Raw genomic sequence first — 21,452 nt, forward strand, 5'->3', positions numbered from 1 at the left:
GGCCGGACGGGTGACCGGGCGCCTCCGGTGCCTCCGGGGACGTCAGGGAACGCGGCGGGCCGAGCCGATCACGCAGTACGAGGTGGGCAGGGCGGGGCCGCGTTCGGGCAGCCGGAAGGAGCGCTGCGACACGATCCGGAACCCGGCGGCCTCGATCGCGGCGAGGGGATCACGGGCGGTGTGACAGCCGCCGAAGAGGCGGGGCCAGACGGTCCGGTCCAGCCCGCGCTGCACGGCGGCCATGCCGGGGCCGGGGGCGAGCCCGTGTTCCAGGAACCGCAGCTCGGCCTCGGGGCGCAGCACCCGGTGGAGCTCGGAGAGGGCGCGCGGCAGGTTGCGTACGGTGCACAGCACCAGCGAGGCGACGGCGGCGTCGAAGGCCTCGCTCTTGACGGGCAGGGCCTCGGCGACCCCCGGTACGAGGTCCACCGGGACCTCGGCGCGCAGCGCGGCGGCGGCCGCGAGCCGGCGCAGGGTGCGCTCCGGTTCGACGGCGACGACCTCGGAGACGGCGCGCGGGTAGTGGCCGAAGTTCAGGCCGTTGCCTGCGCCGATCTCGATGACGCGGCCGGAGACGCCGTGCAGCAGCTCGCGGCGCAGGGCGGCCATGCCGGCACGGGTCTCGGCGGCGCTGCTGGCGCGGGCGTAGAACCGGGCGAAGTACGGGTGGTGGACCGGATCGGGGGGAGGTGCGGGCATGGCGGCCTCCGGGCGCGGGTCGGGGCTGACGGTGCGCGTGCGCTGCGGTGCTGTTTCCCCGCGTCCGTGCTCCGCGAAACCGGACGGCGGACAAAGCGGCCGGGACCCGTCGGGACGGGCGGCGCCGGTACCGCACAAACGATTCACCCCGAGGCGTCATCGCGGGAACCGGAACCGGAATCGAGCCCGCGTCCGCCACTCCTGGGGACCTGGACCCGGGGCCGGACCCGGGTCCGAACCCGGCCCGGCCCGGTTCGGCCGCCGGGGACTGGCAATAATCGGCACGCGGCGGCCCCACCGGGCGCCGCTCGGCAACCACATGGAGAACCGTGATACCCCGTACGAAGCCCGTCCGGGCCGCAGCCGCTGCGCTGTTCGCCGCCGCACTGTTCCTGATGGCCGGCTGCGGCGCGCCCCCGGAGGAGGAGGGGGCCGAGGCGGCCGCTTCCGACGACGGGGGCTTCGCGGCGGTGGCGGCCCACTGCGAGGGGCGCGGTTCGGGGGCCGCGCCCGTTGCCCCGGACAGCCCGGGGGAGCTCCCCGCGGACCCGGAGGCGCGCAAGTACGCGGAGAACCACGCCTACAAGCAGCGGGCCGGGCTCAGCGACGAGGGGAAGTGCCGTGGCGACGCCCACGCCGTCCGGGTCAGGAAGGCGCTGTCCGGCACCGGCGGCGCGGCGGGTCCCCAGAACCCGGCGGAGCTGACCGCGCTGCTCCAGGGCCTCGGCTACCCCGTGTCCAGCGGCGACGTGTACGCCTCCGGAGGCTCGGGCCTCGGCTTCGCGGTGTGGATCCCCGAGACCGGTCCCTGCCTGTCGGGCGTACTGGGCACCCCGGCCAGGGTGGAGGCGCACGGCGTGTACATGGAGGGCGGCTGCCGGGAGCCGAGCGGCGGCCACTGACCCGGCGCCCTCCGCCCGGGGTCCCGCCGCGAGGCTCCGGCCCCCGCCGGGCCGGCGGTCAGGGACGCGGCCCCGGGGACGGCGGACCGCCCGGAGGCCGCCCGGCACACCGCACCCGCGTCCAGGAGTGCCCCGGCACCCCCGGCGCGGCTGCGGGCGGCCGGCGGGTCAGCCCGGGAGCGCCCCCGCGAGGGGAGGTGGTGCCCAGCGGGTGAGGAAGGGCCCGGCCGTCCAGGTGCCGTCCAGGGCCGGCGCCAGCCAGCCCGGGGCGGCCGCGCGGAAGCGGTCCGGCGACAGGGCGCCGGAGCCTTCGGGCACCGCGCCCAGTAGCGGGATGCCGGAGCTCCCGGGGAGGTCGGCGAGGTTGCAGCGGGAGGCCAGGTCCGGTTCGGCGGGCCAGCTGCCGACGACCACGCCGAGCGGGCTCAGGGCCCGGGCGCGCAGGGCTTCCGCGGTCAGGGTGGTGGAGTTGAGCGTGCCGAGCCCGGCGGGGGCGACCACCAGCACCGGGGCCGACAGCAGCCTGGCCGCGTCGGCGAGGGTGTGGCCGTCCTCGTCGAAGCGGACGAGCAGGCCGCCCGCGCCCTCCACGAGGACGAGGTCGTGATCGGAGGCCAGCCGCGCCGCGGCCTCCGCGATCTCGGCGGGGGACAGGCACGGCAGGCCGGAGCGCCGGGCGGCGGTGTCCGGGGCCAACGGCTCCGGGTAGCGGGCCAGTTCCAGCGCGGTCACGGACGGGCCGGCGAGGCGTACGGCCTCGGCGGCGTCCCCGGGCTCGTCGGGGCCGACGCCGGTCTGCGCGGGCTTGAGCACCGCCACCGACCGGCCGGCGGCCACGGCGGCCGCCGCGATCGCGGAGGTGACCACCGTCTTGCCGATTTCGGTGCCCGTACCGGACACGAAGAGGACGGACACCGGCCTCATCCTTCCCGCGCCGCCGCGACGGCCGCGCGGCAGATCCGGGCCACGTCGGCGTCGCCGGTGACGAACGGGGGCATCGTGTAGATCATGTCGCGGAACGGGCGCAGCCAGACGCCTTCGCGGACCGCCGCCCGGGTCGCGGCGGCGACGTCGACCTCGTGCGTCAGCTGGATCACGCCGATGGCGCCCAGCACCCGTACGTCCCGCACGCCGGGGAGGCCGGCCGCCGGGGCCAGGCCCTCGCGCAGGCCCGCCTCGATGCGCTTGACCTCGCCGGCCCAGTCCTGGCCGAGCAGCAGGTCGATCGAGGCCAGCGCGACGGCGGTGGCGAGCGGGTTGCCCATGAAGGTCGGCCCGTGCGCGAGGACCGGGACCTCTCCCCGGGAGATCCCGTCGGCCACCCGGGACGTGCACAGCGTCGCGGCGAGCGTGAGGTAACCACCGGTCAGCGACTTGCCGAGGCACATCACGTCCGGGGTGATCCCCGCGTGGTCCGCGGCGAAGAGGGCGCCGGTGCGGCCGAAGCCGGTGGCGATCTCGTCCAGGATCAGCAGGACGTCGTACTCGTCGCAGAGCTCGCGCAGCACCCGCAGGTGGTCCGGGTGGTGGAAGCGCATGCCGCCCGCGCCCTGCACGACCGGTTCCACGATGACGGCGGCCAGCTCGTCCGCGTGCGCGGAGAGCAGGGAGCGCAGGTGGTCGGCGTACGCCGGGTCCACGGGCGTGTCGAAGCCCCCGGTCGGGGCGTCCGCGAAGACCTGCCGGGGCAGGTGGCCCTGCCACAGCTCGTGCATGCCGCCGTCGGGATCGCAGACGGCCATGGGCTGCCAGGTGTCGCCGTGGTAGCCGCCGCGCCAGGTCAGCATCCGGGTCTTGCCGGTGCGGCCGAGCGAACGCCAGTACTGAAGGCACATCTTGACGGCGACTTCGACGGAGACCGAGCCGGAATCGCAGAGGAAGACGTGCTCCAGGCCCGCCGGGGTGATCTCGACGAGCTTCGCCGCGAGCCGGACGGCGGGCTCGTGGGTGAGCCCGCCGAACATCACGTGCGACATCCTGCCGAGCTGGGCCGTCACGGCCTCGTTCAGCACCGGGTGGTTGTACCCGTGGATGGCGGACCACCAGGAGGACATGCCGTCGACCAGCTCGTCCTGGCCCTCGGCCGGGGCGCCGAGGCGCAGCCTGACCCCCGAGGCCGAGGCGACGATCAGCGGCTCCTGGCGTCCCGGCATCGGACCGTACGGATGCCAGACGTGCTGCCGGTCCAGTTCGAGGAGTTCGGCGGCCGGCAGCGCGTCCGGCCGGCGGTACGGGGGGTGAGGATGGTTCTGATCAGGCATTGGGGGCGAGGTCCGTTCCCGCGCCGCGGCGGCGCACCGCCACGAGGTCCGGGCGTACCTCGCCCGCCTCCGCCTGGGCCGGCACCTCGCCGACGGCCGCGGCCGGTTCGGCGTGGCCGGAGCAGCCGCCGCAGGCGGACCCGCAGCCGGCACCGGCGGACTCCGGCGCGGCTCCGGAGCCGCAGACGGACGCGGCACCGGAGCCGCACGGGCTGCCCGCGGGAGCCGCCGCGGCGGCGGCGATGTCGGAGCGGTGCGCGGGGAGCGTCGACGTACCGGCGCCCTCCACCTCGAAGCCGGCGTCCGCGATCATGTCGAGGTCGGCCTGGCCGGCCTGGCCCTCGCTGGTGAGGTAGTCGCCGAGGAAGATCGAGTTGACCAGGTGCAGGGCCAGCGGCTGCATCGTGCGCAGGTGGACCTCGCGCCCGCCCGCGAGCCGGACCTCGACGTCGGGGCAGACGAACCGCACCATCGCCAGGATCCGCAGGGCGCGCTGCGGGGTGAGGTTCCACTCCTTGGCCAGCGGGGTGCCCTCGAACGGGATCAGGAAGTTGACCGGCACAGAGTCGGGGTCCAGCTCGCGCAGCGAGTAGACGACGTCGACGAGGTCCTCGTCGCTCTCGCCCATGCCCGCGATCAAGCCGGAGCAGGCCGACAGGCCGGCCGCGTGCGCCTTCTGCACGGTGTCGACGCGGTCCGCGTACGTGTGGGTCTTGGTGATCTGCCCGTACGTGGCCTCGGAGGTGTTGAGGTTGTGGTTGTAGGCGTCGGCGCCCGCGTCGCGGAGCCGCTCGGCCTGGCCGTCGGAGAGCAGGCCCAGGCAGGCGCAGACCTCGACGCCCTCGTTCTGTTCCTTGATGGCCGCGATCGTCTTGCCGACGCGGTCCACGTCCCGGTCCGTCGGACCGCGGCCGCTCGCCACGAGACAGACCCGCTTGGCGCCGCCCGCGACGCCGGCCGCGGCCGCCTCGGAGGCCTCCTCTGGCTTGAGCCAGGTGTACTTGAGGATCTCGGCCTTCGAGCCCAGGCGCTGGGAGCAGTACGAGCAGTCCTCGGGACAGAGTCCCGACTTCAGGTTGACCAGGTAGTTCAGCTTGACCCGACGGCCGAACCACTGGCGGCGCACCTTGCCGGCCGCGGCCACCACGTCGAGCAGTTCGTCGTCAGAGGTCGCCAGCACGGCGAGTGCCTCTTCGCGGGTCGGCAGCTCTCGCCGCAGCCCCTTGTCCACCAGGGTGTTCAGCAGGTCCATGAGGCCGATCCTGGACCACACGACCACTCCCGGCCAAGGAGAGAATGAACAACATGGCCGGAACGGAGTGTGTGTATCGCCACACCTGGCGCACGGGTCACGGCGGCTAGGGTCTTTCTGATCTGTGGACTGCCGACAAAAAACGAGGACCCGCCGATGCCTCAGCACGCCCCCGAGCCCCCGGACGTCTTCACCTGGATCGACGAAGCGGAGCGGGCCCGGGAGCGGGCCGGACTGGTCCGGATCCTGAGACCGCGCCCGGCTTCCTCACCGCTCCTGGACCTGGCGAGTAACGACTATCTGGGTCTGTCCCGGCATCCCGAGACCGTCCGGGGCGCGAGCGAGGCGGCGGAGCGCTGGGGCGCGGGAGCCACGGGCTCCCGTCTCGTGACGGGCACGACCGAGCTTCATGCGGAGCTCGAGCGGGAACTGGCGGCGTTCTGCGGCTTCGAGGCGGCGCTGGTCCTTTCGTCCGGATACGCGGCGAACCTCGCCGCCGTGACCGCCCTGAGCGACCGGGGCACGCTCGTCGTCTCCGACGCCGGCAACCACGCCTCGATCGTCGACGGCTGCCGGCTCTCGCGCGCCGAGGTCGCGGTCACCCCGCACGGCGAACCGGAGCCGGTGCGCAAGACGCTCGCCGCGCACGCGGGCCGGGCCCTGCTGGTCACCGACTCGGTGTTCTCCGTGGACGGGGACGCCGCACCGCTCGCCGCGTACGCGCGGGCCTGCCGGGCCGAGGGCGCGGCGCTGGTCGTGGACGACGCCCACGGGCTCGGCGTGCTGGGGGAGGGCGGCCGGGGCGCACTGCACGCCGCGGCTCTCGCGGGCGCGCCGGACGTGGTCGCGACGATGACGCTGTCGAAGTCCCTGGGCAGCCAGGGAGGTGCGGTACTGGGCCCGGCCAAGGTGATCCGGCACCTGGTCAACACCGCCCGGACCTTCATCTTCGACACCGGGCTGGCTCCGGCCGCCGCGGGCGCGGCGCTGGCGAGCCTGCGGCTGCTCCAGCGTGAGCCGGGGCGAGCGGACCGGGCCCGGGAGGTGGCCGCCCTGCTGTACGAGGGGCTCACCGCGTCCGGCCTGACCGCGGCCAGGCCGGACGCGGCCGTGGTGTCGGTACGGGCCCCGTCGGCTTCGGCGGCACTGCGCTGGGCCGCCGACTGCCGCGAGGCGGGTCTGTCCGTGGGCTGCTTCCGTCCGCCGTCGGTGCCGGACGGCATCTCCCGGCTGCGGCTGACGGCTCGCGCCGATCTCACGGGGGACGAGATCGGACGCGCCGTGGAGACGATCCTGCGGACCGCTCCGGCGGGGGCCACGGACCCGCGGGCGCTACGGGGTTAGTCGAGCCCGTCCGCCCGTACGGAGGCGAGGAAGCCGTCCCAGGCCGGCCCGGTGAAGAGCACGGCCGGGCCGTCCGTCCGCTTGGAGTCGCGGACGGCCAGCAGACCGCCGGTGAGGGCGGCCGCTTCCACGCAGTTGTTCATTCCGGTGCTGCGGCTGCTCCGCCGCCACCGCGCGCTTCTCAGAAGTCCGCTGGTGGATAAGGGGGTTGCGGACACGGGGGTGCCTCCTTACGCGTCGTCAGCGATAGAGCTGATGAGATCCGACGAGTCACGGGGCGGGAGGGCGTGCGCCTGGATCGTGCGGAACGCGGCGCTGTACGCGTCTAGGTCTTCCTTCCGCTCCAGATAGAGGCTACTCGTCAAATGGTCGAGTACCACCACATCCAGATCGGCGATGCTCGGAAATGAGAAAATTACGAACGGTCCGGTGAGGCCGAGATGTCCCCCCACGCTGAACGGCAGTACCTGTAGACGCACTTGAGGCAGCCGTGCCACCTCCACCAGGTGCCTCAGCTGTTCCTCCATCACCCCCGGCCCCCCGATCTGCCGGCGCAGCACCGCCTCGTCCAGCACCGCGCTCAGCTCCAGCGGCGGATCCGTCCGCAGGACCGCCTGCCGTGCGAGCCGTACGTCGACCAGCGCGTCCACCTTCGGCTCCGGCAGCCCCCCGAGCGCGGCCCGGGTCACGGCCCGCGCGTAGTCCGGCGTCTGCAACAGGCCCGGGACCACGGAGAGTTCCACGGTCCGGGCCGCGCGGGCCCCGGCCTCCAGGCTGATGAAGTCCCGGTACTCCTGCGGCAGCAGCCCCCGGTAGTCGTGCCACCACTGGCGCCCCCGGCCGGTGTCCGCACCCGCCCCGGGACCCGCCGCCGAGGCGCCCAGGGCCTCCAGCAGGGCCCGCTGCTGGGCGCTCACGACCTCCCCGTAGGCATCGAGGAGCAGCCTGATGTCCTCCGCCTTGACGCCGCTGCGCCCCGTTTCGATGCGGCTGATTTTCGACTGGTGCCATCCCACGATCCGGGCCACCTCACCGCTGGTGAGCCGGGACCGGTCACGGAGGGCACGCAGTTCCTCGCCGAGCTTGCGCCGGCGTACCGCGGGACCGTGCTGCATACCCGCTCTCCTTCCACCGGCACAGCTCGCACCAGTCTGCCGTCCAAATACGCTCTTCCGTAGCAGAGTTCACCGCATTGAGCGACAGATATATGCATATCTTGGGGGATCGCCGGAAACGGCGGCACGATGGGTGGCACTCTGGCGCTCAGCGTAGATCCGGGGCGGCTCCGCCCTGGTGGGAAAGGGACGTCGCCATGGCAGATCACCAGGAAGCATCCGTCACTCTGCCGAGCGATCCGCTCTCGGTCGCCGCCGCCCGCCGCTACGTGGCGGAGGTGCTGAGCTCATGGGGACTGCCCGAGGACGCGGACACCGCGGACACCGTCCGGCTGATCGTCTCGGAACTCGCCACCAACTCCGTCCAGCACACCTTCGGCCAGTCGCCCACCTTCACCGTCGACATGCGCCTGGAGCGCGAGGAGTGGCTCCGCGTCGGCGTGACGGACAGTCACCCGCGCTGGCCCCGCCGGCTCCCGGCCGCCGTCCAGCAGGACAACGGCCGGGGCATGGTCATCATCCGCTGGCTGGCCGCCGAGGCGGGCGGCCGGCTCTCGGTCAGCCCGACCGAGGACGGCGGCAAGACGGTGTGGATCGCCCTGCCCTGGCAGCCCGTCGGCGCGCCGGCGGCCGGCGCCGCCCGGGGCTGCTGACCGGCCGGCCCCTACAGGGCGGTGCCGCGCTCGACGGCGCTCCGCTCCACGCACAGCTCGTTGCCCTCGGGATCGGCGAGCACCACCCAGCCCATGACCCCGTCCTCGTCGCGCCGGTCGTCGACGATCCGGGCCCCGGCCGTGACCAGCCGCTCCACCGTCTCGTCGCGGGTGCCCACGGGCGGCTGGATGTCGAGGTGGACGCGGTTCTTCACGGCCTTGGCGTCGGGAACGCGGATGAACAGCAGCCCCGGCACACCCGGCTGCCCGGGCTCCAGCAGGACCTCGTCGTCGCCCTCCACGTCGTCGGGGTGGATCGGATAGCCGGTCACCTCCGACCAGAACTCCGCGAGCCGGTAGGGGTCGAGGGCGTCGAAGGTGATGTGCCGCACCGGGTTGACGAACATGGCTCTCCTTGCCTGCGGCGGATCCGCCCGTATACGGCGACCACCCGGAGGCCCTCCCGGAGTTGAACCGGGTGCCTCCCCGAAACGTGGGTTAACTCAGCGGAAAAGTGCGGGCCCTACCGTGAGCCCGCGGTCTTCCGCCAATGATCACCCATGGCCCGGTAAAGCACCGGTGATCGTAACGGAAAGCCTCGCCCCGCGTTGGACAAGACCTGCTTGGCATGGATATGCGCAGGTCAACAAGTCGTTGAAGGCGACTACGGTCGTCCCGGCGCGATGTTGATCATGTCCCGGAAGCTTGGTGATACGTGTGCGACTGACACCACATGAACAAGAGAGACTCCTCATCCACGTCGCGGCCGACGTGGCCGAGAAGCGCAGGGCGCGCGGGCTGCTGCTCAACCATCCCGAAGCGATCGCCCTCATCACCTCGCACCTCCTCGAAGGAGCCCGCGACGGGCGGACCGTGGCCGAGCTCATGGCCTCCGGCCGGACCGTCCTGCGCCGCGACGAGGTCATGGACGGGATCCCCGAGATGATCCACGACGTCCAGGTCGAGGCGACCTTCCCGGACGGCACCAAGCTGGTCACCGTCCACGACCCGATCGTCTGAGAGGAGTACCCGTCATGATCCCCGGCGAGATCGCCTACGGGGACGGTCCGGTGCTCCTCAACGAGGGCCGCCCCGTCACCCGCCTCACCGTCCTCAACGCCGCCGACCGGCCCGTCCAGGTCGGCTCGCACTACCACTTCGCCGAAGCCAACCCCGGCCTCGACTTCGACCGGCCCGCCGCGCACGGGCTGCGGCTCAACATCGCCGCCGGCACCGCCGTCCGCTTCGAGCCGGGCATCCCGGTCGCCGTGGAACTCGTACCGCTGGGCGGGCTCAGGGCCGTGCCCGGACTGCGCGGGGAGACCGGAGGGCCGCTCGATGGCTGAGGTGTCGCGGCAGCGGTACGCCGACCTCTTCGGGCCGACGGCGGGTGACCGGATCCGGCTGGCCGACACCGACCTCTTCGTGGAGATCGAGCAGGACCTCAGCGGAGGCCCCGGCCGCTCCGGGGACGAGGCCGTCTTCGGCGGCGGCAAGGTCATCCGCGAGTCCATGGGCCAGGCCCGCACCACCCGCGCCGAGGGAGCCGCCGACACGGTGATCACCGGAGTGGTGATCCTGGACCACTGGGGCATCGTCAAGGCCGACGTCGGCATCCGCGACGGCCGGATCAGCGGCATCGGCAAGGCGGGGAACCCCGACACCATGGACGGGGTCGACCCGGCCCTGGTCATCGGGCCCGAGACCGAGATCATCGCCGGCAACGGGAAGATCGTCACCGCCGGGGCCATCGACGCGCACGTGCACTTCATCTCCCCGACCGTCATCGACGAGGCCCTCGCCTCCGGGATCACCACCCTCGTCGGCGGCGGCACCGGCCCCGCCGAGGGCACCAAGGCCACCACCGTCACCCCCGGCCCCTGGCACCTCGCCCGGATGTTCGCCGCCCTGGAGGCCCACCCCGTCAACATCGGCCTGCTCGGCAAGGGCAACACCATGTCCCGCGAGGGCATGTACTCCCAACTGCGCGGCGGCGCACTCGGATTCAAGATCCACGAGGACTGGGGGGCCACCCCGGCCGTCATCGACGCCTGCCTGAGCGTGTGCGACGAGACCGGCGCGCAGGTCGCCATCCACACCGACACCCTCAACGAGGCCGGGTTCGTCGACGACACCCTCGCCGCCATCGCCGGACGGACCATCCACTCATACCACACCGAAGGCGCGGGCGGCGGCCACGCCCCCGACATCATCACCGTGGTCTCCGAGCCCAACATCCTGCCCAGCTCCACCAACCCGACCCGGCCGCACACCGTCAACACCGTCGAGGAACACCTCGACATGCTGATGGTCTGCCACCACCTCAACCCGGCCGTCCCCGAGGACCTCGCCTTCGCCGAATCCCGGATCAGACCCTCGACCATCGCCGCCGAGGACGTCCTGCACGACCTCGGAGCCATCTCCATCATCTCCTCCGACTCCCAGGCCATGGGCCGGGTCGGCGAGGTGGTCCTGCGCACCTGGCAGACCGCCCACGTGATGAAGAAGCGCCGCGGGTTCCTGCCCGGCGACGGCCCGGCCGACAACCACCGGGCCCGCCGCTACGTGGCCAAGTACACGATCAACCCCGCGGTCGCCCAGGGACTCGCCCGCGAGATCGGCTCCGTCGAGACGGGCAAGCTCGCCGACCTCGTCCTGTGGGACCCGGCCTTCTTCGGCGTCAAACCCGAAATGGTCATCAAGGGCGGCCAGATCGCCCACGCCCAGATGGGCGACGCCAACGCCTCGATCCCCACCCCGCAGCCCGTACTGCCCCGCCCCATGTTCGGCGGCCACGGCCGGGCACCCGCGCTGAACTCGCTCAACTTCACCTCCCAGGCCGCCCTCGACGACGGACTCCCCGAACGCCTGGGACTCGGCAAGGAGTTCGTGGCCATAGAGAGCACCCGCAAGGTCGGCAAGGCGGACATGCGCAACAACGACGCCATGCCCCGGGTAAGGGTCGACGCCGACACCTTCACCGTCACCATCGACGGCGAGGCCGTGGAACCGGCGCCCGCACCGGAACTGCCCATGGCCCAGCGCTACTTCCTCTTCTGATGGGGCGGCACGCAAAGATGAGGGGCGTCCCAAGGTGAGCCTCGCCGCCCTGCTCGTACTCGCGGACGGCCGCTTCCCCGCCGGAGGGCACGCCCACTCCGGCGGGGCGGAGGCCGCCTGCAAGACCGGCCGCGTCCACGACGCCGCCACCCTGGCCGCCTTCTGCCGGGGCCGGCTGCACACCGCCGGCCTCACCTCGGCCGGGCTCGCCGCCGCCGCGGCCCTCGGCCTCGACCCCGCCGCACTCGACGCGGCCGCCGACGCCCGCACCGCCTCACCCGCGCTGCGCGCCGCCGCGCGGCGCCTGGGGCGGCAGCTGCTGCGCGCGGCCCGCGCCACCTGGCCCGACCCCGCACTGGAAGCGCTGGCGGCGGCCTTCCCCCGCGGGGCGCACCAGCCGGTGGTGCTCGGCCTCACCGCCCGCGCCGCCGGGCTCGGACCGCTGGAGGCCGCGCACGTGGCGGCGTACGAGAGCGTCAGCGGGCCGGCGACCGCCACGGTACGGCTGCTGGGCCTGGACCCCTTCGAGGCGACCGGGGTACTGGCCCGGCTGGCCCCCGAGCTGGACGCCGTCGCGGCGCGGGCGGCCGAAGCCGCGCACCGGGCCCGGACCCGGGGCCCGCAGGCGCTGCCCGCGGCCTCCTCCCCCCTGCTGGACATCGCGGCCGAGGCCCATGCCGACTGGCCGGTACGCCTCTTCGCTTCCTGACCACCCCCCAAGGAGTCACCCCCGTGCACCTCGACCACGATCTGCCCCACAGCCACCGGCACACCCACGCCGCCGCCCCGGTGCGTACCGACGGCACCCGGCGCGCCCTGCGCATCGGCCTCGGCGGGCCCGTCGGTTCCGGCAAGACCGCCACCGTCGCCGCCCTCTGCCGGGCCCTGCGGGCCGAACTGTCCATGGCCGTCGTCACCAACGACATCTACACCCGGGAGGACGCCGAGTTCCTCCTGCGCGAAGCCGTCCTGCCCCCCGAGCGGATCGCCGCCGTCGAGACGGGGGCCTGCCCGCACACCGCCATCCGCGACGACATCTCCGCGAACCTGGAGGCCGTCGAGGAACTGGAAGAGGCCTTCCGGCTGAGCGGCCCCCTCGACCTGATCCTCGTCGAGTCCGGCGGGGACAACCTCACCGCCACCTTCTCCCGGGGTCTGGTCGACGCCCAGATCTTCGTCATCGACGTGGCCGGCGGCGACGACATCCCGCGCAAGGGCGGGCCCGGAGTCACCACCGCCGACCTGCTGGTCGTCAACAAGACCGACCTCGCACCGCACGTCGGCTCGGACCTCGGCCGGATGGCCCACGACGCCGCCGAACAGCGCGGGGACCTGCCGGTCGCCTTCCAGTCCCTGCGCGGCCCCGAGGGCGTGGGCCCGGTGGCCGCCTGGGTGCGCGAGCGGATGGCCGCCTGGACCGTACGGTGACCGCCACCCTCCCCGCCGCGCGCCCGGACCGTACGGTGGCCGGCGCACCGGCCACCCACCCCGCACCCCCGCCCGCCGCCGGCCTGCGGGCCACCGCCCGGATCGGGGCCGTCGCCGACGGGCGGGGCGGCACCTCCCTCCCGCTGCTCGCCGGGCAGGGCCCGCTCGCGCTGCGCCGCACCCGGGGCGGCGCCGGCGAGGCGGAGGTGATGCTGGTCGGCGCGATGAGCGCCCCGCTCGGCGGGGACCACCTCACGGTGGAGGCCGCAGCCGGACCCGGCGCCCGCCTCGCCCTGCGCTCGGCGGCCGCCACCCTGGCGCTGCCCGGCCGGGGCGGTGAGGCCGCGCGGTACGACGTACGGCTGACCCTGTCCGGGGACGCGGAGGTGCGCTGGCTGCCGGAGCAGCTGGTCTCCGTACGCGGCAGCGACCTGCGGGTGCGCACCCGGGCCGAACTGGCGCCCGCCGCCCGGCTGGTGCTGCGCGAGGAGCAGGTGCTCGGCCGCACCGGCGAGGCCCCCGGCCTGCTGCGCAGCCGTCTCACCGTCACCCGGGACGGGCGGCCCCTGCTGGACCAGGACACCGCCTGCGGACCCGGCGCCCCCGGCGGCTGGGACGGCCCGGCGGGACTCGCCGGGCACCGGGCGCTCGGTCAGCTCCTGGTCGTGGACCCGGCGTTCGCCGCGGCCCCGCCGCCGGCCGCGCTGCTGGGGGAGTTCGCGGCGGTCACCCCGCTCGCCGGCCCGGCCGTCCTCGTGACGGCCCTGGCCCCCGACGCCCTGCGGCTGCGCGAACTGCTGGACGCGGCCCTGGTGGACTACGGCTGGTGAGACGGCCCAACTCGGGGCGAAGCAGACACCGGTGAGCGGTACACACCTCTCCGGTTATCGGGTTGGCAAAGAACCCGCCCGCGCACTGTCGCCGGGTGCGGGTCAGGCGTGAGGATCCCCTTGCACGCCGACGACCGAGGCAGACCGAACCCGGCCGCCCACGGCGGCACCTACGCAGGGGGAACAACCACGTGATACGCACCGCGGCGCTGGGGAGCGCCGCCACTCTCGTCACCGGCGCACTGGCCGCAGGCCTGTTGCTCGCGACGCCCGCCGCCGCCGCTCCGGCCGGCCGGGACAACGGATCCGCCGAGGCGGTGGGCGTCCGGATCGCCGCCGCCCGCGCCGCGCGGACCGGCATCGACTGGAAGGACTGTCCCGCCGACTGGGGCTTCGAGAAGCCCATCCAGTGCGGCTGGGTGAAGGTCCCGCTCGACTACACCAAGCCCTTCGGCAAGACCATCGACATCGCGGTCGACCGCGCCGTCAGCACCGGCACCAAGCAGGAGCGCCAGGGCGCGCTCGTCTACAACCCGGGTGGCCCGGGCGGCTCCGGCATGCGCTTCCCGCGCCGGTCCACCACCCAGAGCCCGCTGTGGGTGAACACCTCGAAGGCCTACGACTTCGTCGGCTTCGACCCCCGCGGCGTGGGCCACTCCGCGCCCATCTCCTGCGTCGACCCGCAGGAGTTCGTGAAGGCCCCCAAGGCCGACCCGGTCCCCTCCAACGAGGCCGACAAGCGCGCCCAGCGCAAGCTCGCCGCCGAGTACGCGGACGGCTGCAAGGAGCGCAGCGGCGAGATGCTGCCGCACATGACCACCCCCAACACCGCGCGCGACCTGGACGTCATCCGGGCCGCCCTCGGCGAGCAGAAGCTGAACTTCCTCGGCGTCTCCTACGGCACCTACCTCGGCGGGGTCTACGCGACCCTCTTCCCGAGCCACGTGCGCCGCATGATCGTCGACAGCGTGGTCGACCCCGACCAGGACAACATCTGGTACGAGGCCAACCTGGGCCAGGACGTCGCCTTCCAGACCCGCTGGAACGACTGGCAGGACTGGGTCGCCAAGAACGACAACGTCTTCCACCTCGGCAACACCCGCGCCAAGGTCGAGGCGAAGTACCAGGAGCTGCGCGCCACGGCCAAGGCCAACCCCATCGGCGGGGTCGTCGGTCCGGCCGAGCTGATCGGCTTCTTCCAGGGCGCCCCGTACTACGACTCCTCCTGGGTGCCCGTCGCCCAGACCTGGGCCGCGTACGCCGCCGGTGACACCCAGGCCCTGGTCGACGCGATCGCCCCGGACATGTCCGACACCGTCGGCAACGCGGCCTCGGAGAACGGCAACGCCGTCTACACCGCCGTCGAGTGCGCCGACGCGAAGTGGCCCACCAGCTGGGCCAAGTGGGACCGGGACAACACCAAGCTGCACCAGAAGTACCCGTTCCTGACCTGGTCCAACGCCTGGATGAACCTGCCCTGCGCGACCTGGAAGTCCAAGCAGAGCACCCCGATCGAGGTCGGCGCCGGCGCCCGTCAGGGTCTGCCGCCGGTCCTGATCGTCCAGTCCGAGCGCGACGCCGCCACTCCGTACGCGGGCGCGGTCTCGCTGCACAAGCGGCTCGGGGGCTCGCGCCTGATCACCGAGCAGAACGCCGGCTCGCACGGCGTCACCAGCCTGGTGAACCCCTGCATCAACACCCGCGTGGACAGCTACCTGCTGACCGGCAAGGTCGACGCCAAGGACGTGAAGTGCGCCCCGCACGCCACGCCCGTGGCGCCCGCCCCGGCCGCCGCGAAGTCGCTCGCCCAGGCCCCGGGCGCCGACCTCCCGGCCCGCGAGGAGCTCCCGGCCGTCCGTTGAGGACCGCGACCGGGAAGCACTGAACCGGTGAAGTGAGGGAGAAGGCTCAGCGCCCCGGGCGCCGGGCCTTCTTCCGCTTCTTCTCCTCCTCCTCGACCTTCACCTCGCCCGCGTACCGGTCGACGTACTCCTGGCCGGAGAGGCCGAGGACCGCGTACATGATCTCGTCGGTGACCGCGCGCAGGACCGCCCGCTCGCCCTCCATCCCGGCGTACCGGGAGAACTCCAGCGGCTCCCCGAAACGGATCGTGACCCGCCGGATCTTCGGGATCTTCTGGCCCGGAGGCTGGATCTCGAAGGTGCCCACCATCGCGCAGGGCACCACCGGCACCCCCGCGCCCAGCGCCATCGCCGCCACGCCGACCTTGCCCTTGTACAGCCGTCCGTCGTGCGAGCGCGTGCCCTCGGGGTAGATGCCGAGCAGCTCGCCCTTGGCCAGGACCCCGAGCCCCTCGCGCAGCGCCGCCTGGCCCGCGTCCTTGCCGGAGCGGTCCACGGGGATCTGCCCGGCACTGCGGAAGAAGGCGGCCGTCAGCCGGCCCTTGAGGCCCGGCCCGGTGAAGTACTCGGCCTTGGCCAGGAAGGTGATCCGCCGCTTCAGGATCGCCGGCATCAGGAAGTGGTCCGAGAAGGACAGGTGGTTGCCCGCGACGATCGCCGCGCCCTCCTCCGGGATGTTCTCCAGTCCTTCGATCCGCGGCCGGAACAGCAGCCGCAGCAGCGGGCCGAGCAGGACGTGCTTGAGCAAGTGGTAGAACACCAGGCCGCTCCCGTCGATGCCTCAATGTCACGTCCATCCTACGGACAGTCAGGCACGGATCAGGAGGGTCGGGGGCAGCCCGCTGTCCGGCGGGCCTCCGGGGCCACGCCGGGCAGGGCCGCGGGGCGGGCCGGTCAGACGCTGCTGCGCGAGGCGGCCAGTCCGAGGGTCAGCAGCCCCAGCACCACCCAGCCGAACCACAGCCAGCCGTTGCTGCCGAGCGCCACGGAGTACGCGGAGACGGCCACCAGAGCGGCGAGGGTCGTGACGGCCATCGCCTTAACGGATCCGGTCATGCCCCATGGTGACGCCAGAAGGCGCTCCCGCGCTACTGGCCGCGCCCCTGGAGCGAGGCGAGATACGCGTTGTACGCCGCCAGCTCCTGGTCGCCGTCCCGGTCGGCGGCCCGGTCGGATCGCTTCGCGGCCCGCTGCTCCGAGTGGTACCACTGGTAGACCAGCGCGATCAGGACCAGCACCGAGGGGATCTCGCTGAAGGCCCAGGCGATGCCGCCGCCCCACTGCTGGTCGAGCAGCGCGTCGATCTCGAGGGAGGCCGGCGGGTCGGAGTAGGTCTTGATCATCGGCTCGCTCGCCATCATCAGCGCGATGCCGAAGAAGGCGTGGAAGGGCATGCCCGCGAACAGCTCCAGCATCCGCATCACGTAGCCGGGGCGGTGCGGGCCCGGGTCCACGCCCATGATCGGCCAGAAGAAGATCAGGCCGACCGCGAGGAAGTGGGCCATCATCGCCACGTGCCCGGCCCGGCTCTCCATGAGGAAGTCGAAGAGCGGGGTGAAGTACAGCCCGTAGAGGCTCGCGATGAACATCGGAATGGTGAAGGCCGGGTGGGTGACGATCCGCATGTACCGGCTGTGCAGCAGCATCAGGAGCAGCTCGCGCGGACCCTTGTGACCGCGCGCGGCGGGCGGCAGGGCGCGCAGCGCCAGCGTCACCGGAGCGCCGAGCAGCAGCAGGATCGGGGTGACCATGCTGATCACCATGTGCTGGACCATGTGCACGCTGAACATGACCATGCCGTAGTCGTTCAGCTTGGTGCACATCACCAGGATCACCGTCAGCACACCGGTGGTGAAGGCGACGGTCCGGCCCACCGGCCAGGAGTCCCCGCGCCGGCGCAGCCGCAGCACGCCCCAGCCGTACAGGCCGAGCCCGGCCAGCGAGGCGAACAGGAACACGGCGTCGAAGGAGAACTCCAGCCCGCGCGCGAGAGTGAACGGCGGCAAGTCCATGTGCATGTCCATGCCGTGCCCGCTGTGATCCATCTGTTCACTCCCTTGACCGTGGTGCCCCACCACAGTAATGGCGCCCCCGGACGCGATCGCGTCCGGGGGCGCCATCAGGAGGCGGGAAACATCACAGGACGTTCTGCGCCTCTTCGTACCGTTCGGACGGGACCGTCTTCAGGGTCTCCACGGCCCCGGCGAGGGGAACCATCTCGATGTCCGTGCCGCGCAGGGCCGTCATCATGCCGAACTCGCCGCGGTGCGCCGCCTCGACCGCGTGCCAGCCGAAGCGGGTCGCCAGGACCCGGTCGTACGCGGTCGGCGTGCCGCCGCGCTGGACGTGGCCCAGGATCACCGGACGGGCCTCCTTGCCGAGGCGCTCCTCCAGCTCGACGGCCAGCCGGTTGCCGATGCCGGCGAACCGCTCGTGACCGTAGATGTCCGTACCGCCCTGCTCCAGCGCCATCGAGCCCTCGGCCGGCTTGGCGCCCTCGGCGACCACGACGATCGCGAACCGCTTGCCCGCCTCGAACCGCTCGCCGACGATCGCCGTCAGCTCCTCGATGTCGAAGGGCCGCTCCGGCACGACGATGGCGTGCGCGCCGGCCGCCATGCCCGAGTGCAGCGCGATCCAGCCGGTGTGGCGGCCCATGACCTCGACGACCATCACGCGCTGGTGGGACTCGGCGGTGGTCTTCAGCCGGTCCAGGGCCTCGGTGGCGACGCCCACGGCGGTGTCGAAACCGAAGGTCACGTCGGTGGACGCGATGTCGTTGTCGATGGTCTTCGGCACGCCGACGATCGGCAGGCCGCCCTGCGACAGCAGGTGGGCGGCCTTCAGGGTGCCCTCGCCGCCGATCGGGATGATGGCGTCGAGGCCGAGGTCCTCGACGTGTCCGCGGGCCCGCTCCACGCCGTCGCGCAGGTGCGCGGGCTGGACGCGGGAGGAGCCGAGGATGGTGCCGCCGCGGGCCAGGATGCCGCTCACGGCGTCCAGGTCGAGCTTGCGGTAGTCGCACTCCAGCAGGCCGCGCCAGCCGTCGTGGAAGCCGATGACCTCGTCGCCGTGGTCGACGACGGCGCGGTGCACGACGGAGCGGATGACGGCATTGAGGCCGGGGCAGTCGCCTCCGGAAGTGAGCACACCAATGCGCATGGCAGGAAGAACCTTTGCAACGTGGGCCGACGACCGGACCACGTCGTCCGGTTGGAACTAACCGTCACCCTACAAGCGGATCCGCAGTGGACTGAACCATCCTCCACATGCTGGTCCCCTCCGTCGTACGAACGCACGCGGCCCGGATCCCCCTCGGGGGGATCCGGGCCGGTCGCGGGGGGTGCGGCGCGCTACGCGGGCTGCGTGGCCGCCGCGATGCGCTCGGCGCGCAGCGCCTCGTACCAGCGGTCGTCTATGGCCGGCAGCGCGTTCACGTCGAGGGCCAGCTTCAGCAGCAGGTCCGCGATGAGCGGGTTGCGGGCCATCACGGGGCCGTGCATGTACGTACCGAAGACGGTGTCGTTGTACGCGCCCTCGGTGCCGTCGCCGCTGCCGTTGCCGCGGCCCATGCTCACCCGGGCGAACGGGCGGGCCGTCGGGCCGAGGTGCGTGACGCCCTGGTGGTTCTCGAAGCCCGTCAGCTGCGGCAGGCCCAGGCGCGGGTCGATGTCGGCGAGCACGTCGCCGACGCACCGCTCGCCCTCGCCGCGCACGGTCACGACGTCCAGCAGGCCCAGGCCCTCCTGGCGCTGGCCCATGTCGTTGACGAACTCCTTGCCGAGGATCTGGTACCCGGCGCACACGGAGAAGACGATCGCCCCGTTGGAGACGGCCCGCTCCAGGCCGCCGTCGCGCAGCAGCCGCTCGGCGGCCAGCCGCTGCGGCCGGTCCTCGCCGCCGCCGATCAGGTAGATGTCACCCGAGGTCGGGATGGGCTGGTCGCTGCGCACGTCCACGCGCTGCACGTCCAGGCCGCGCTGGCGCGCCCGGCGCTCCACGACGAGGGCGTTGCCCTGGTCTCCGTACGTGCTGAGCAGGTCGGGGTAGACCCACACCAGACGCAGGCTGTTGTCGCTCATGCTCTTGTCCTCTGCGTTTCTGACGGGGGCTAGTTGCCGACGCGGCGGCGCACGTCCTGGAAGGCGGTGTAGTTGGCGATCAGCTCGATCTGCCCGGGCGGCGCCAGCTGCACGGCCTCGTCGATGGTCTCGCACACCCGGAAGTCCAGCCCCGCGACCTCCAGGCGCACCGCCAGGTCCAGCTTGCGGTCGCCGATCACGAAGATCGGGTGACCGGCCAGGCGCGGGTAGTCGACGTCCCACAGCCAGGAGGTGTCGGTGCCGTCGGCGCCGCGCGCGTTCACCGCCAGGATCACCGGGGTCGGCGGCGGGTCGATCAGCGAAAACGTTTCGAGCCAGCCCGCGGGGTTCTTCGCGAGGAGCAGCCGCAGCTCGCGCCCCATGAAGCTCACGACGTCGTACCGGCCGGCCACGGCCTGCACCTGGTACATCCGCTCCAGCGCGACCTGCGGCGGCACGCCGAACACGGCGGCCACGGCGGCCGAGGTGGCGGCGTTCGCCTTGTTGGCGCGGCCCGGCAGCTGGAGGTGGATCGGCCAGGCCGAGCCGTGCGGGTCCAGCACGTGGTCGCCGGAGAGCACCCAGCTCGGCGTGGGGCGGCGGAAACCGCACTCGCCGCAGAACCAGTCGTCGCCGGGGCGCTGCATCACACCACCGCAGGAGGGGCACGACCAGGCGTCGTCCTTCCACTCCTGGCCGGCGGCGACCCACACCACGTTCTGCGAGGAGGAGGCCGACCACACGATCAGCGGGTCGTCGCAGTTCGCGACGATGACGGCCTTCGAACCCTCCAGGCCCTCGCGCCACTTCTCGGCGAGCATGCGGGTCTCCGCGGCCCGGTCCAGCTGGTCACGGGAGAGGTTCAGCAGGGCGATCACCTTGGGGGTGACGTCCCGGGCCACCCCGGCCAGGTACTTCTCGTCGACCTCGATGACGCCGTACTTGGCGTCCGAGCCCCCGGCCAGGGCCGAGGTGATGCCCGCCGGCATGTTCGCGCCCAGCGCGTTGGACACGACCGGACCGGCGGCCCGCAGGGCCTCCGCGATCAGGCGGGTCGTCGTGGTCTTGCCGTTCGTCGCGGACACGAGGACGACGTCGAGATGCTGCGCCAGCGCGCCGAGAAGATCGGGGTCCAGCCTGAGTGCGACCTTGCCACCGATCACCGATCCGCTTCCGCGTCCCGCGGCCCGCGACACCGCCGCCGCGGCCTTGCCCGCCGTCACGGCCAGCTTGGCCCGCGGCGAAAGCGGCTCCGTGTTGCCTGCCATCGTCCCTTGTCCTCCTTGCGTCGGTCGGCCCCAGCCTATCCAGTACCGGCCGCGGCCTTGACCGCGGCGCCCCCAGGCCGCCGCGGATCTCCTCATATATTCGCCCGTCGTACCCTTACGGCCATGCGACAGCGCCCCCTCCCCGGTACCAACGGACTCGTCCGCACCATGAGCCTGCTGGGCGATCCGGTGCTCCATTCCGCTTGCGCGGAGGTCACCGCCTTCGGCCCGGAGCTCGACCGGCTCGTCGAGGACATGTTCGCGACGATGTACGCCGCCCAGGGCGTCGGGCTCGCCGCGAACCAGATCGGCGTGGGACAGCGGGTCTTCGTCTACGACTGCCCGGACGACGAGGACGTGCGCCACGTCGGGCACGTCGTCAATCCCCGGCTGGTCGCGGCCGACGGGGACGAGTACCGCGGTCCCGAGGGCTGCCTGTCCCTGCCGGGACTGGAGGCCGGGACCGTCCGCTTCGACCGCGCGGTCGTCGAGGGCGTCACCTCCGACGGGGCCCCCGTACGGATCGAGGGCACCGGCTTCTTCGCCCGGTGCCTCCAGCACGAGTGCGACCACCTCGACGGCACCGTCTACGCGGACCGGGTGACCGGACTGCGCGCACGGCGCCTGCGGCGGGCGATCCGCAAGGCCCCGTGGGGTGCGCGGGCGCCGCGCGGCTGACCCGGGGCCCGGCCCGCC

General features: G+C 73.0%; 24 protein-coding genes. 11 read left to right on the forward strand and 13 right to left on the reverse strand.

What is annotated here, in order from left to right; translation table 11 throughout:
• Positions 1–42 precede the first annotated feature (42 nt).
• Entirely contained in the window at positions 43–699 is a 657-nt protein-coding gene (locus tag AC07B0_RS04700) for a class I SAM-dependent methyltransferase (RefSeq protein WP_356877784.1), read from the reverse strand.
• Between the two features lie 329 nt (positions 700–1,028).
• Between AC07B0_RS04700 and AC07B0_RS04705 the strand changes: the two genes are divergently transcribed.
• Positions 1,029–1,601, forward strand: coding sequence for a hypothetical protein (locus tag AC07B0_RS04705; protein WP_478866115.1), 573 nt, complete (start codon positions 1,029–1,031; stop codon positions 1,599–1,601).
• Positions 1,602–1,769: 168 nt separating this feature from the next.
• Here AC07B0_RS04705 and bioD read toward each other — a convergent pair whose 3' ends face one another.
• Genes bioD through bioB form a run of 3 tightly spaced genes read right to left on the reverse strand, consistent with a single transcriptional unit; the run spans position 1,770 to position 5,114 of the window.
• Positions 1,770–2,516, reverse strand: a complete 747-nt coding sequence (gene bioD / locus AC07B0_RS04710) for a dethiobiotin synthase (protein WP_356877786.1) — start codon at positions 2,514–2,516, stop codon at positions 1,770–1,772.
• A 5-nt stretch (positions 2,517–2,521) separates the two neighbouring features.
• Positions 2,522–3,862 (reverse strand): adenosylmethionine--8-amino-7-oxononanoate transaminase, encoded by a 1,341-nt coding sequence (locus AC07B0_RS04715; RefSeq protein WP_356877787.1) that lies wholly within the window; start codon positions 3,860–3,862, stop codon positions 2,522–2,524.
• Entirely contained in the window at positions 3,855–5,114 is a 1,260-nt protein-coding gene (gene bioB / locus AC07B0_RS04720; protein WP_478896768.1) for a biotin synthase BioB, read from the reverse strand. The genes AC07B0_RS04715 and bioB overlap by 8 nt, the downstream gene beginning before the upstream one ends.
• A 156-nt stretch (positions 5,115–5,270) precedes the next feature.
• Here bioB and AC07B0_RS04725 point away from each other — a divergent pair, with 156 nt between their 5' ends.
• Positions 5,271–6,458 carry an 8-amino-7-oxononanoate synthase gene (locus AC07B0_RS04725; RefSeq protein ID WP_356877789.1) on the forward strand — a complete coding sequence of 396 codons (1,188 nt, stop codon included), beginning with the start codon at positions 5,271–5,273 and terminating at the stop codon, positions 6,456–6,458.
• On the opposite strand, the gene AC07B0_RS04730 is transcribed toward AC07B0_RS04725, so the two are convergent.
• Both AC07B0_RS04730 and AC07B0_RS04735 read right to left on the reverse strand, forming a co-directional pair.
• Positions 6,455–6,676, reverse strand: coding sequence for a DUF397 domain-containing protein (locus tag AC07B0_RS04730; protein ID WP_356877790.1), 222 nt, complete (start codon positions 6,674–6,676; stop codon positions 6,455–6,457). The two genes, AC07B0_RS04725 and AC07B0_RS04730, sit on opposite strands and share 4 nt — an antisense overlap.
• Before the next feature lie 12 nt (positions 6,677–6,688).
• Complete coding sequence (locus AC07B0_RS04735) at positions 6,689–7,573, reverse strand: helix-turn-helix domain-containing protein (RefSeq protein ID WP_356877791.1); 885 nt, start codon at positions 7,571–7,573, stop codon at positions 6,689–6,691.
• Between the two features lie 197 nt (positions 7,574–7,770).
• Between AC07B0_RS04735 and AC07B0_RS04740 the strand changes: the two genes are divergently transcribed.
• Complete coding sequence (locus AC07B0_RS04740; protein ID WP_356877792.1) at positions 7,771–8,226, forward strand: ATP-binding protein; 456 nt, start codon at positions 7,771–7,773, stop codon at positions 8,224–8,226.
• An 11-nt stretch (positions 8,227–8,237) separates the two neighbouring features.
• On the opposite strand, the gene AC07B0_RS04745 is transcribed toward AC07B0_RS04740, so the two are convergent.
• Positions 8,238–8,633 (reverse strand): VOC family protein, encoded by a 396-nt coding sequence (locus AC07B0_RS04745; RefSeq protein ID WP_356877793.1) that lies wholly within the window; start codon positions 8,631–8,633, stop codon positions 8,238–8,240.
• Positions 8,634–8,943: 310 nt separating this feature from the next.
• Between AC07B0_RS04745 and AC07B0_RS04750 the strand changes: the two genes are divergently transcribed.
• From AC07B0_RS04750 to AC07B0_RS04780, 7 genes are all read left to right on the forward strand, one after another.
• On the forward strand, positions 8,944–9,246 hold the full coding sequence (locus AC07B0_RS04750; protein ID WP_356877794.1) for an urease subunit gamma: 303 nt from the start codon (positions 8,944–8,946) through the stop codon (positions 9,244–9,246).
• Between the two features lie 14 nt (positions 9,247–9,260).
• A complete protein-coding gene (locus AC07B0_RS04755) occupies positions 9,261–9,572 on the forward strand; it encodes an urease subunit beta (protein WP_467293585.1) in 312 nt (103 codons plus the stop codon).
• Positions 9,565–11,286 carry an urease subunit alpha gene (locus AC07B0_RS04760; RefSeq protein WP_356877796.1) on the forward strand — a complete coding sequence of 574 codons (1,722 nt, stop codon included), beginning with the start codon at positions 9,565–9,567 and terminating at the stop codon, positions 11,284–11,286. The genes AC07B0_RS04755 and AC07B0_RS04760 overlap by 8 nt, the downstream gene beginning before the upstream one ends.
• 34 nt (positions 11,287–11,320) lie before the next feature.
• Complete coding sequence (locus AC07B0_RS04765) at positions 11,321–11,995, forward strand: urease accessory protein UreF (RefSeq protein WP_478896770.1); 675 nt, start codon at positions 11,321–11,323, stop codon at positions 11,993–11,995.
• 23 nt (positions 11,996–12,018) lie between these two features.
• Positions 12,019–12,714, forward strand: a complete 696-nt coding sequence (gene ureG / locus AC07B0_RS04770; RefSeq protein ID WP_356877798.1) for an urease accessory protein UreG — start codon at positions 12,019–12,021, stop codon at positions 12,712–12,714.
• Positions 12,715–12,749: 35 nt separating this feature from the next.
• Entirely contained in the window at positions 12,750–13,544 is a 795-nt protein-coding gene (locus AC07B0_RS04775) for an urease accessory protein UreD (RefSeq protein WP_478897229.1), read from the forward strand.
• Positions 13,545–13,735: 191 nt separating this feature from the next.
• Positions 13,736–15,406, forward strand: coding sequence for an alpha/beta hydrolase (locus tag AC07B0_RS04780; protein WP_478896772.1), 1,671 nt, complete (start codon positions 13,736–13,738; stop codon positions 15,404–15,406).
• Positions 15,407–15,452: 46 nt separating this feature from the next.
• On the opposite strand, the gene AC07B0_RS04785 is transcribed toward AC07B0_RS04780, so the two are convergent.
• The 6 genes from AC07B0_RS04785 to AC07B0_RS04810 form a co-directional block, all read right to left on the reverse strand.
• Positions 15,453–16,166 carry a lysophospholipid acyltransferase family protein gene (locus AC07B0_RS04785; RefSeq protein ID WP_478896774.1) on the reverse strand — a complete coding sequence of 238 codons (714 nt, stop codon included), beginning with the start codon at positions 16,164–16,166 and terminating at the stop codon, positions 15,453–15,455.
• A gap of 134 nt (positions 16,167–16,300) precedes the next feature.
• Positions 16,301–16,462 carry a hypothetical protein gene (locus AC07B0_RS04790; RefSeq protein ID WP_356877801.1) on the reverse strand — a complete coding sequence of 54 codons (162 nt, stop codon included), beginning with the start codon at positions 16,460–16,462 and terminating at the stop codon, positions 16,301–16,303.
• Positions 16,463–16,494: 32 nt separating this feature from the next.
• A complete protein-coding gene (locus AC07B0_RS04795) occupies positions 16,495–17,451 on the reverse strand; it encodes a cytochrome c oxidase assembly protein (RefSeq protein WP_356877802.1) in 957 nt (318 codons plus the stop codon).
• A 91-nt stretch (positions 17,452–17,542) separates the two neighbouring features.
• Positions 17,543–18,568: a 6-phosphofructokinase gene (locus tag AC07B0_RS04800; protein WP_356877803.1), complete on the reverse strand. Its 1,026-nt coding sequence runs from the start codon at positions 18,566–18,568 to the stop codon at positions 17,543–17,545.
• 191 nt (positions 18,569–18,759) lie between these two features.
• Complete coding sequence (locus AC07B0_RS04805) at positions 18,760–19,488, reverse strand: type 1 glutamine amidotransferase (protein WP_356877804.1); 729 nt, start codon at positions 19,486–19,488, stop codon at positions 18,760–18,762.
• A 29-nt stretch (positions 19,489–19,517) separates the two neighbouring features.
• Positions 19,518–20,756 carry a Mur ligase family protein gene (locus AC07B0_RS04810; RefSeq protein WP_356877805.1) on the reverse strand — a complete coding sequence of 413 codons (1,239 nt, stop codon included), beginning with the start codon at positions 20,754–20,756 and terminating at the stop codon, positions 19,518–19,520.
• A 123-nt stretch (positions 20,757–20,879) separates the two neighbouring features.
• On the opposite strand from AC07B0_RS04810, the gene def reads away from it, so the two are divergent.
• Entirely contained in the window at positions 20,880–21,434 is a 555-nt protein-coding gene (def, locus tag AC07B0_RS04815) for a peptide deformylase (protein ID WP_478866119.1), read from the forward strand.
• Positions 21,435–21,452 lie beyond the last annotated feature (18 nt).

This window comes from Streptomyces sp. NPDC044704, from assembly GCF_056433525.1.

Bases quoted from the DNA above. Each gene is read 5' to 3' on its own strand.
- AC07B0_RS04700 (WP_356877784.1), bottom strand. From the start codon at position 699: ATGCCCGCACCTCCCCCCGATCCGGTCCACCACCCGTACTTCGCCCGG.
- AC07B0_RS04715 (WP_356877787.1), bottom strand. From the start codon at position 3,862: ATGCCTGATCAGAACCATCCTCACCCCCCGTACCGCCGGCCGGACGCG.
- bioB (WP_478896768.1), bottom strand. From the start codon at position 5,114: ATGGACCTGCTGAACACCCTGGTGGACAAGGGGCTGCGGCGAGAGCTG.
- AC07B0_RS04725 (WP_356877789.1), top strand. From the start codon at position 5,271: ATGCCTCAGCACGCCCCCGAGCCCCCGGACGTCTTCACCTGGATCGAC.
- AC07B0_RS04735 (WP_356877791.1), bottom strand. From the start codon at position 7,573: ATGCAGCACGGTCCCGCGGTACGCCGGCGCAAGCTCGGCGAGGAACTG.
- AC07B0_RS04740 (WP_356877792.1), top strand. From the start codon at position 7,771: ATGGCAGATCACCAGGAAGCATCCGTCACTCTGCCGAGCGATCCGCTC.
- AC07B0_RS04745 (WP_356877793.1), bottom strand. From the start codon at position 8,633: ATGTTCGTCAACCCGGTGCGGCACATCACCTTCGACGCCCTCGACCCC.
- AC07B0_RS04755 (WP_467293585.1), top strand. From the start codon at position 9,261: ATGATCCCCGGCGAGATCGCCTACGGGGACGGTCCGGTGCTCCTCAAC.
- AC07B0_RS04760 (WP_356877796.1), top strand. From the start codon at position 9,565: ATGGCTGAGGTGTCGCGGCAGCGGTACGCCGACCTCTTCGGGCCGACG.
- AC07B0_RS04790 (WP_356877801.1), bottom strand. From the start codon at position 16,462: ATGACCGGATCCGTTAAGGCGATGGCCGTCACGACCCTCGCCGCTCTG.
- AC07B0_RS04795 (WP_356877802.1), bottom strand. From the start codon at position 17,451: ATGGATCACAGCGGGCACGGCATGGACATGCACATGGACTTGCCGCCG.
- AC07B0_RS04800 (WP_356877803.1), bottom strand. From the start codon at position 18,568: ATGCGCATTGGTGTGCTCACTTCCGGAGGCGACTGCCCCGGCCTCAAT.
- AC07B0_RS04805 (WP_356877804.1), bottom strand. From the start codon at position 19,488: ATGAGCGACAACAGCCTGCGTCTGGTGTGGGTCTACCCCGACCTGCTC.
- AC07B0_RS04810 (WP_356877805.1), bottom strand. From the start codon at position 20,756: ATGGCAGGCAACACGGAGCCGCTTTCGCCGCGGGCCAAGCTGGCCGTG.
- def (WP_478866119.1), top strand. From the start codon at position 20,880: ATGCGACAGCGCCCCCTCCCCGGTACCAACGGACTCGTCCGCACCATG.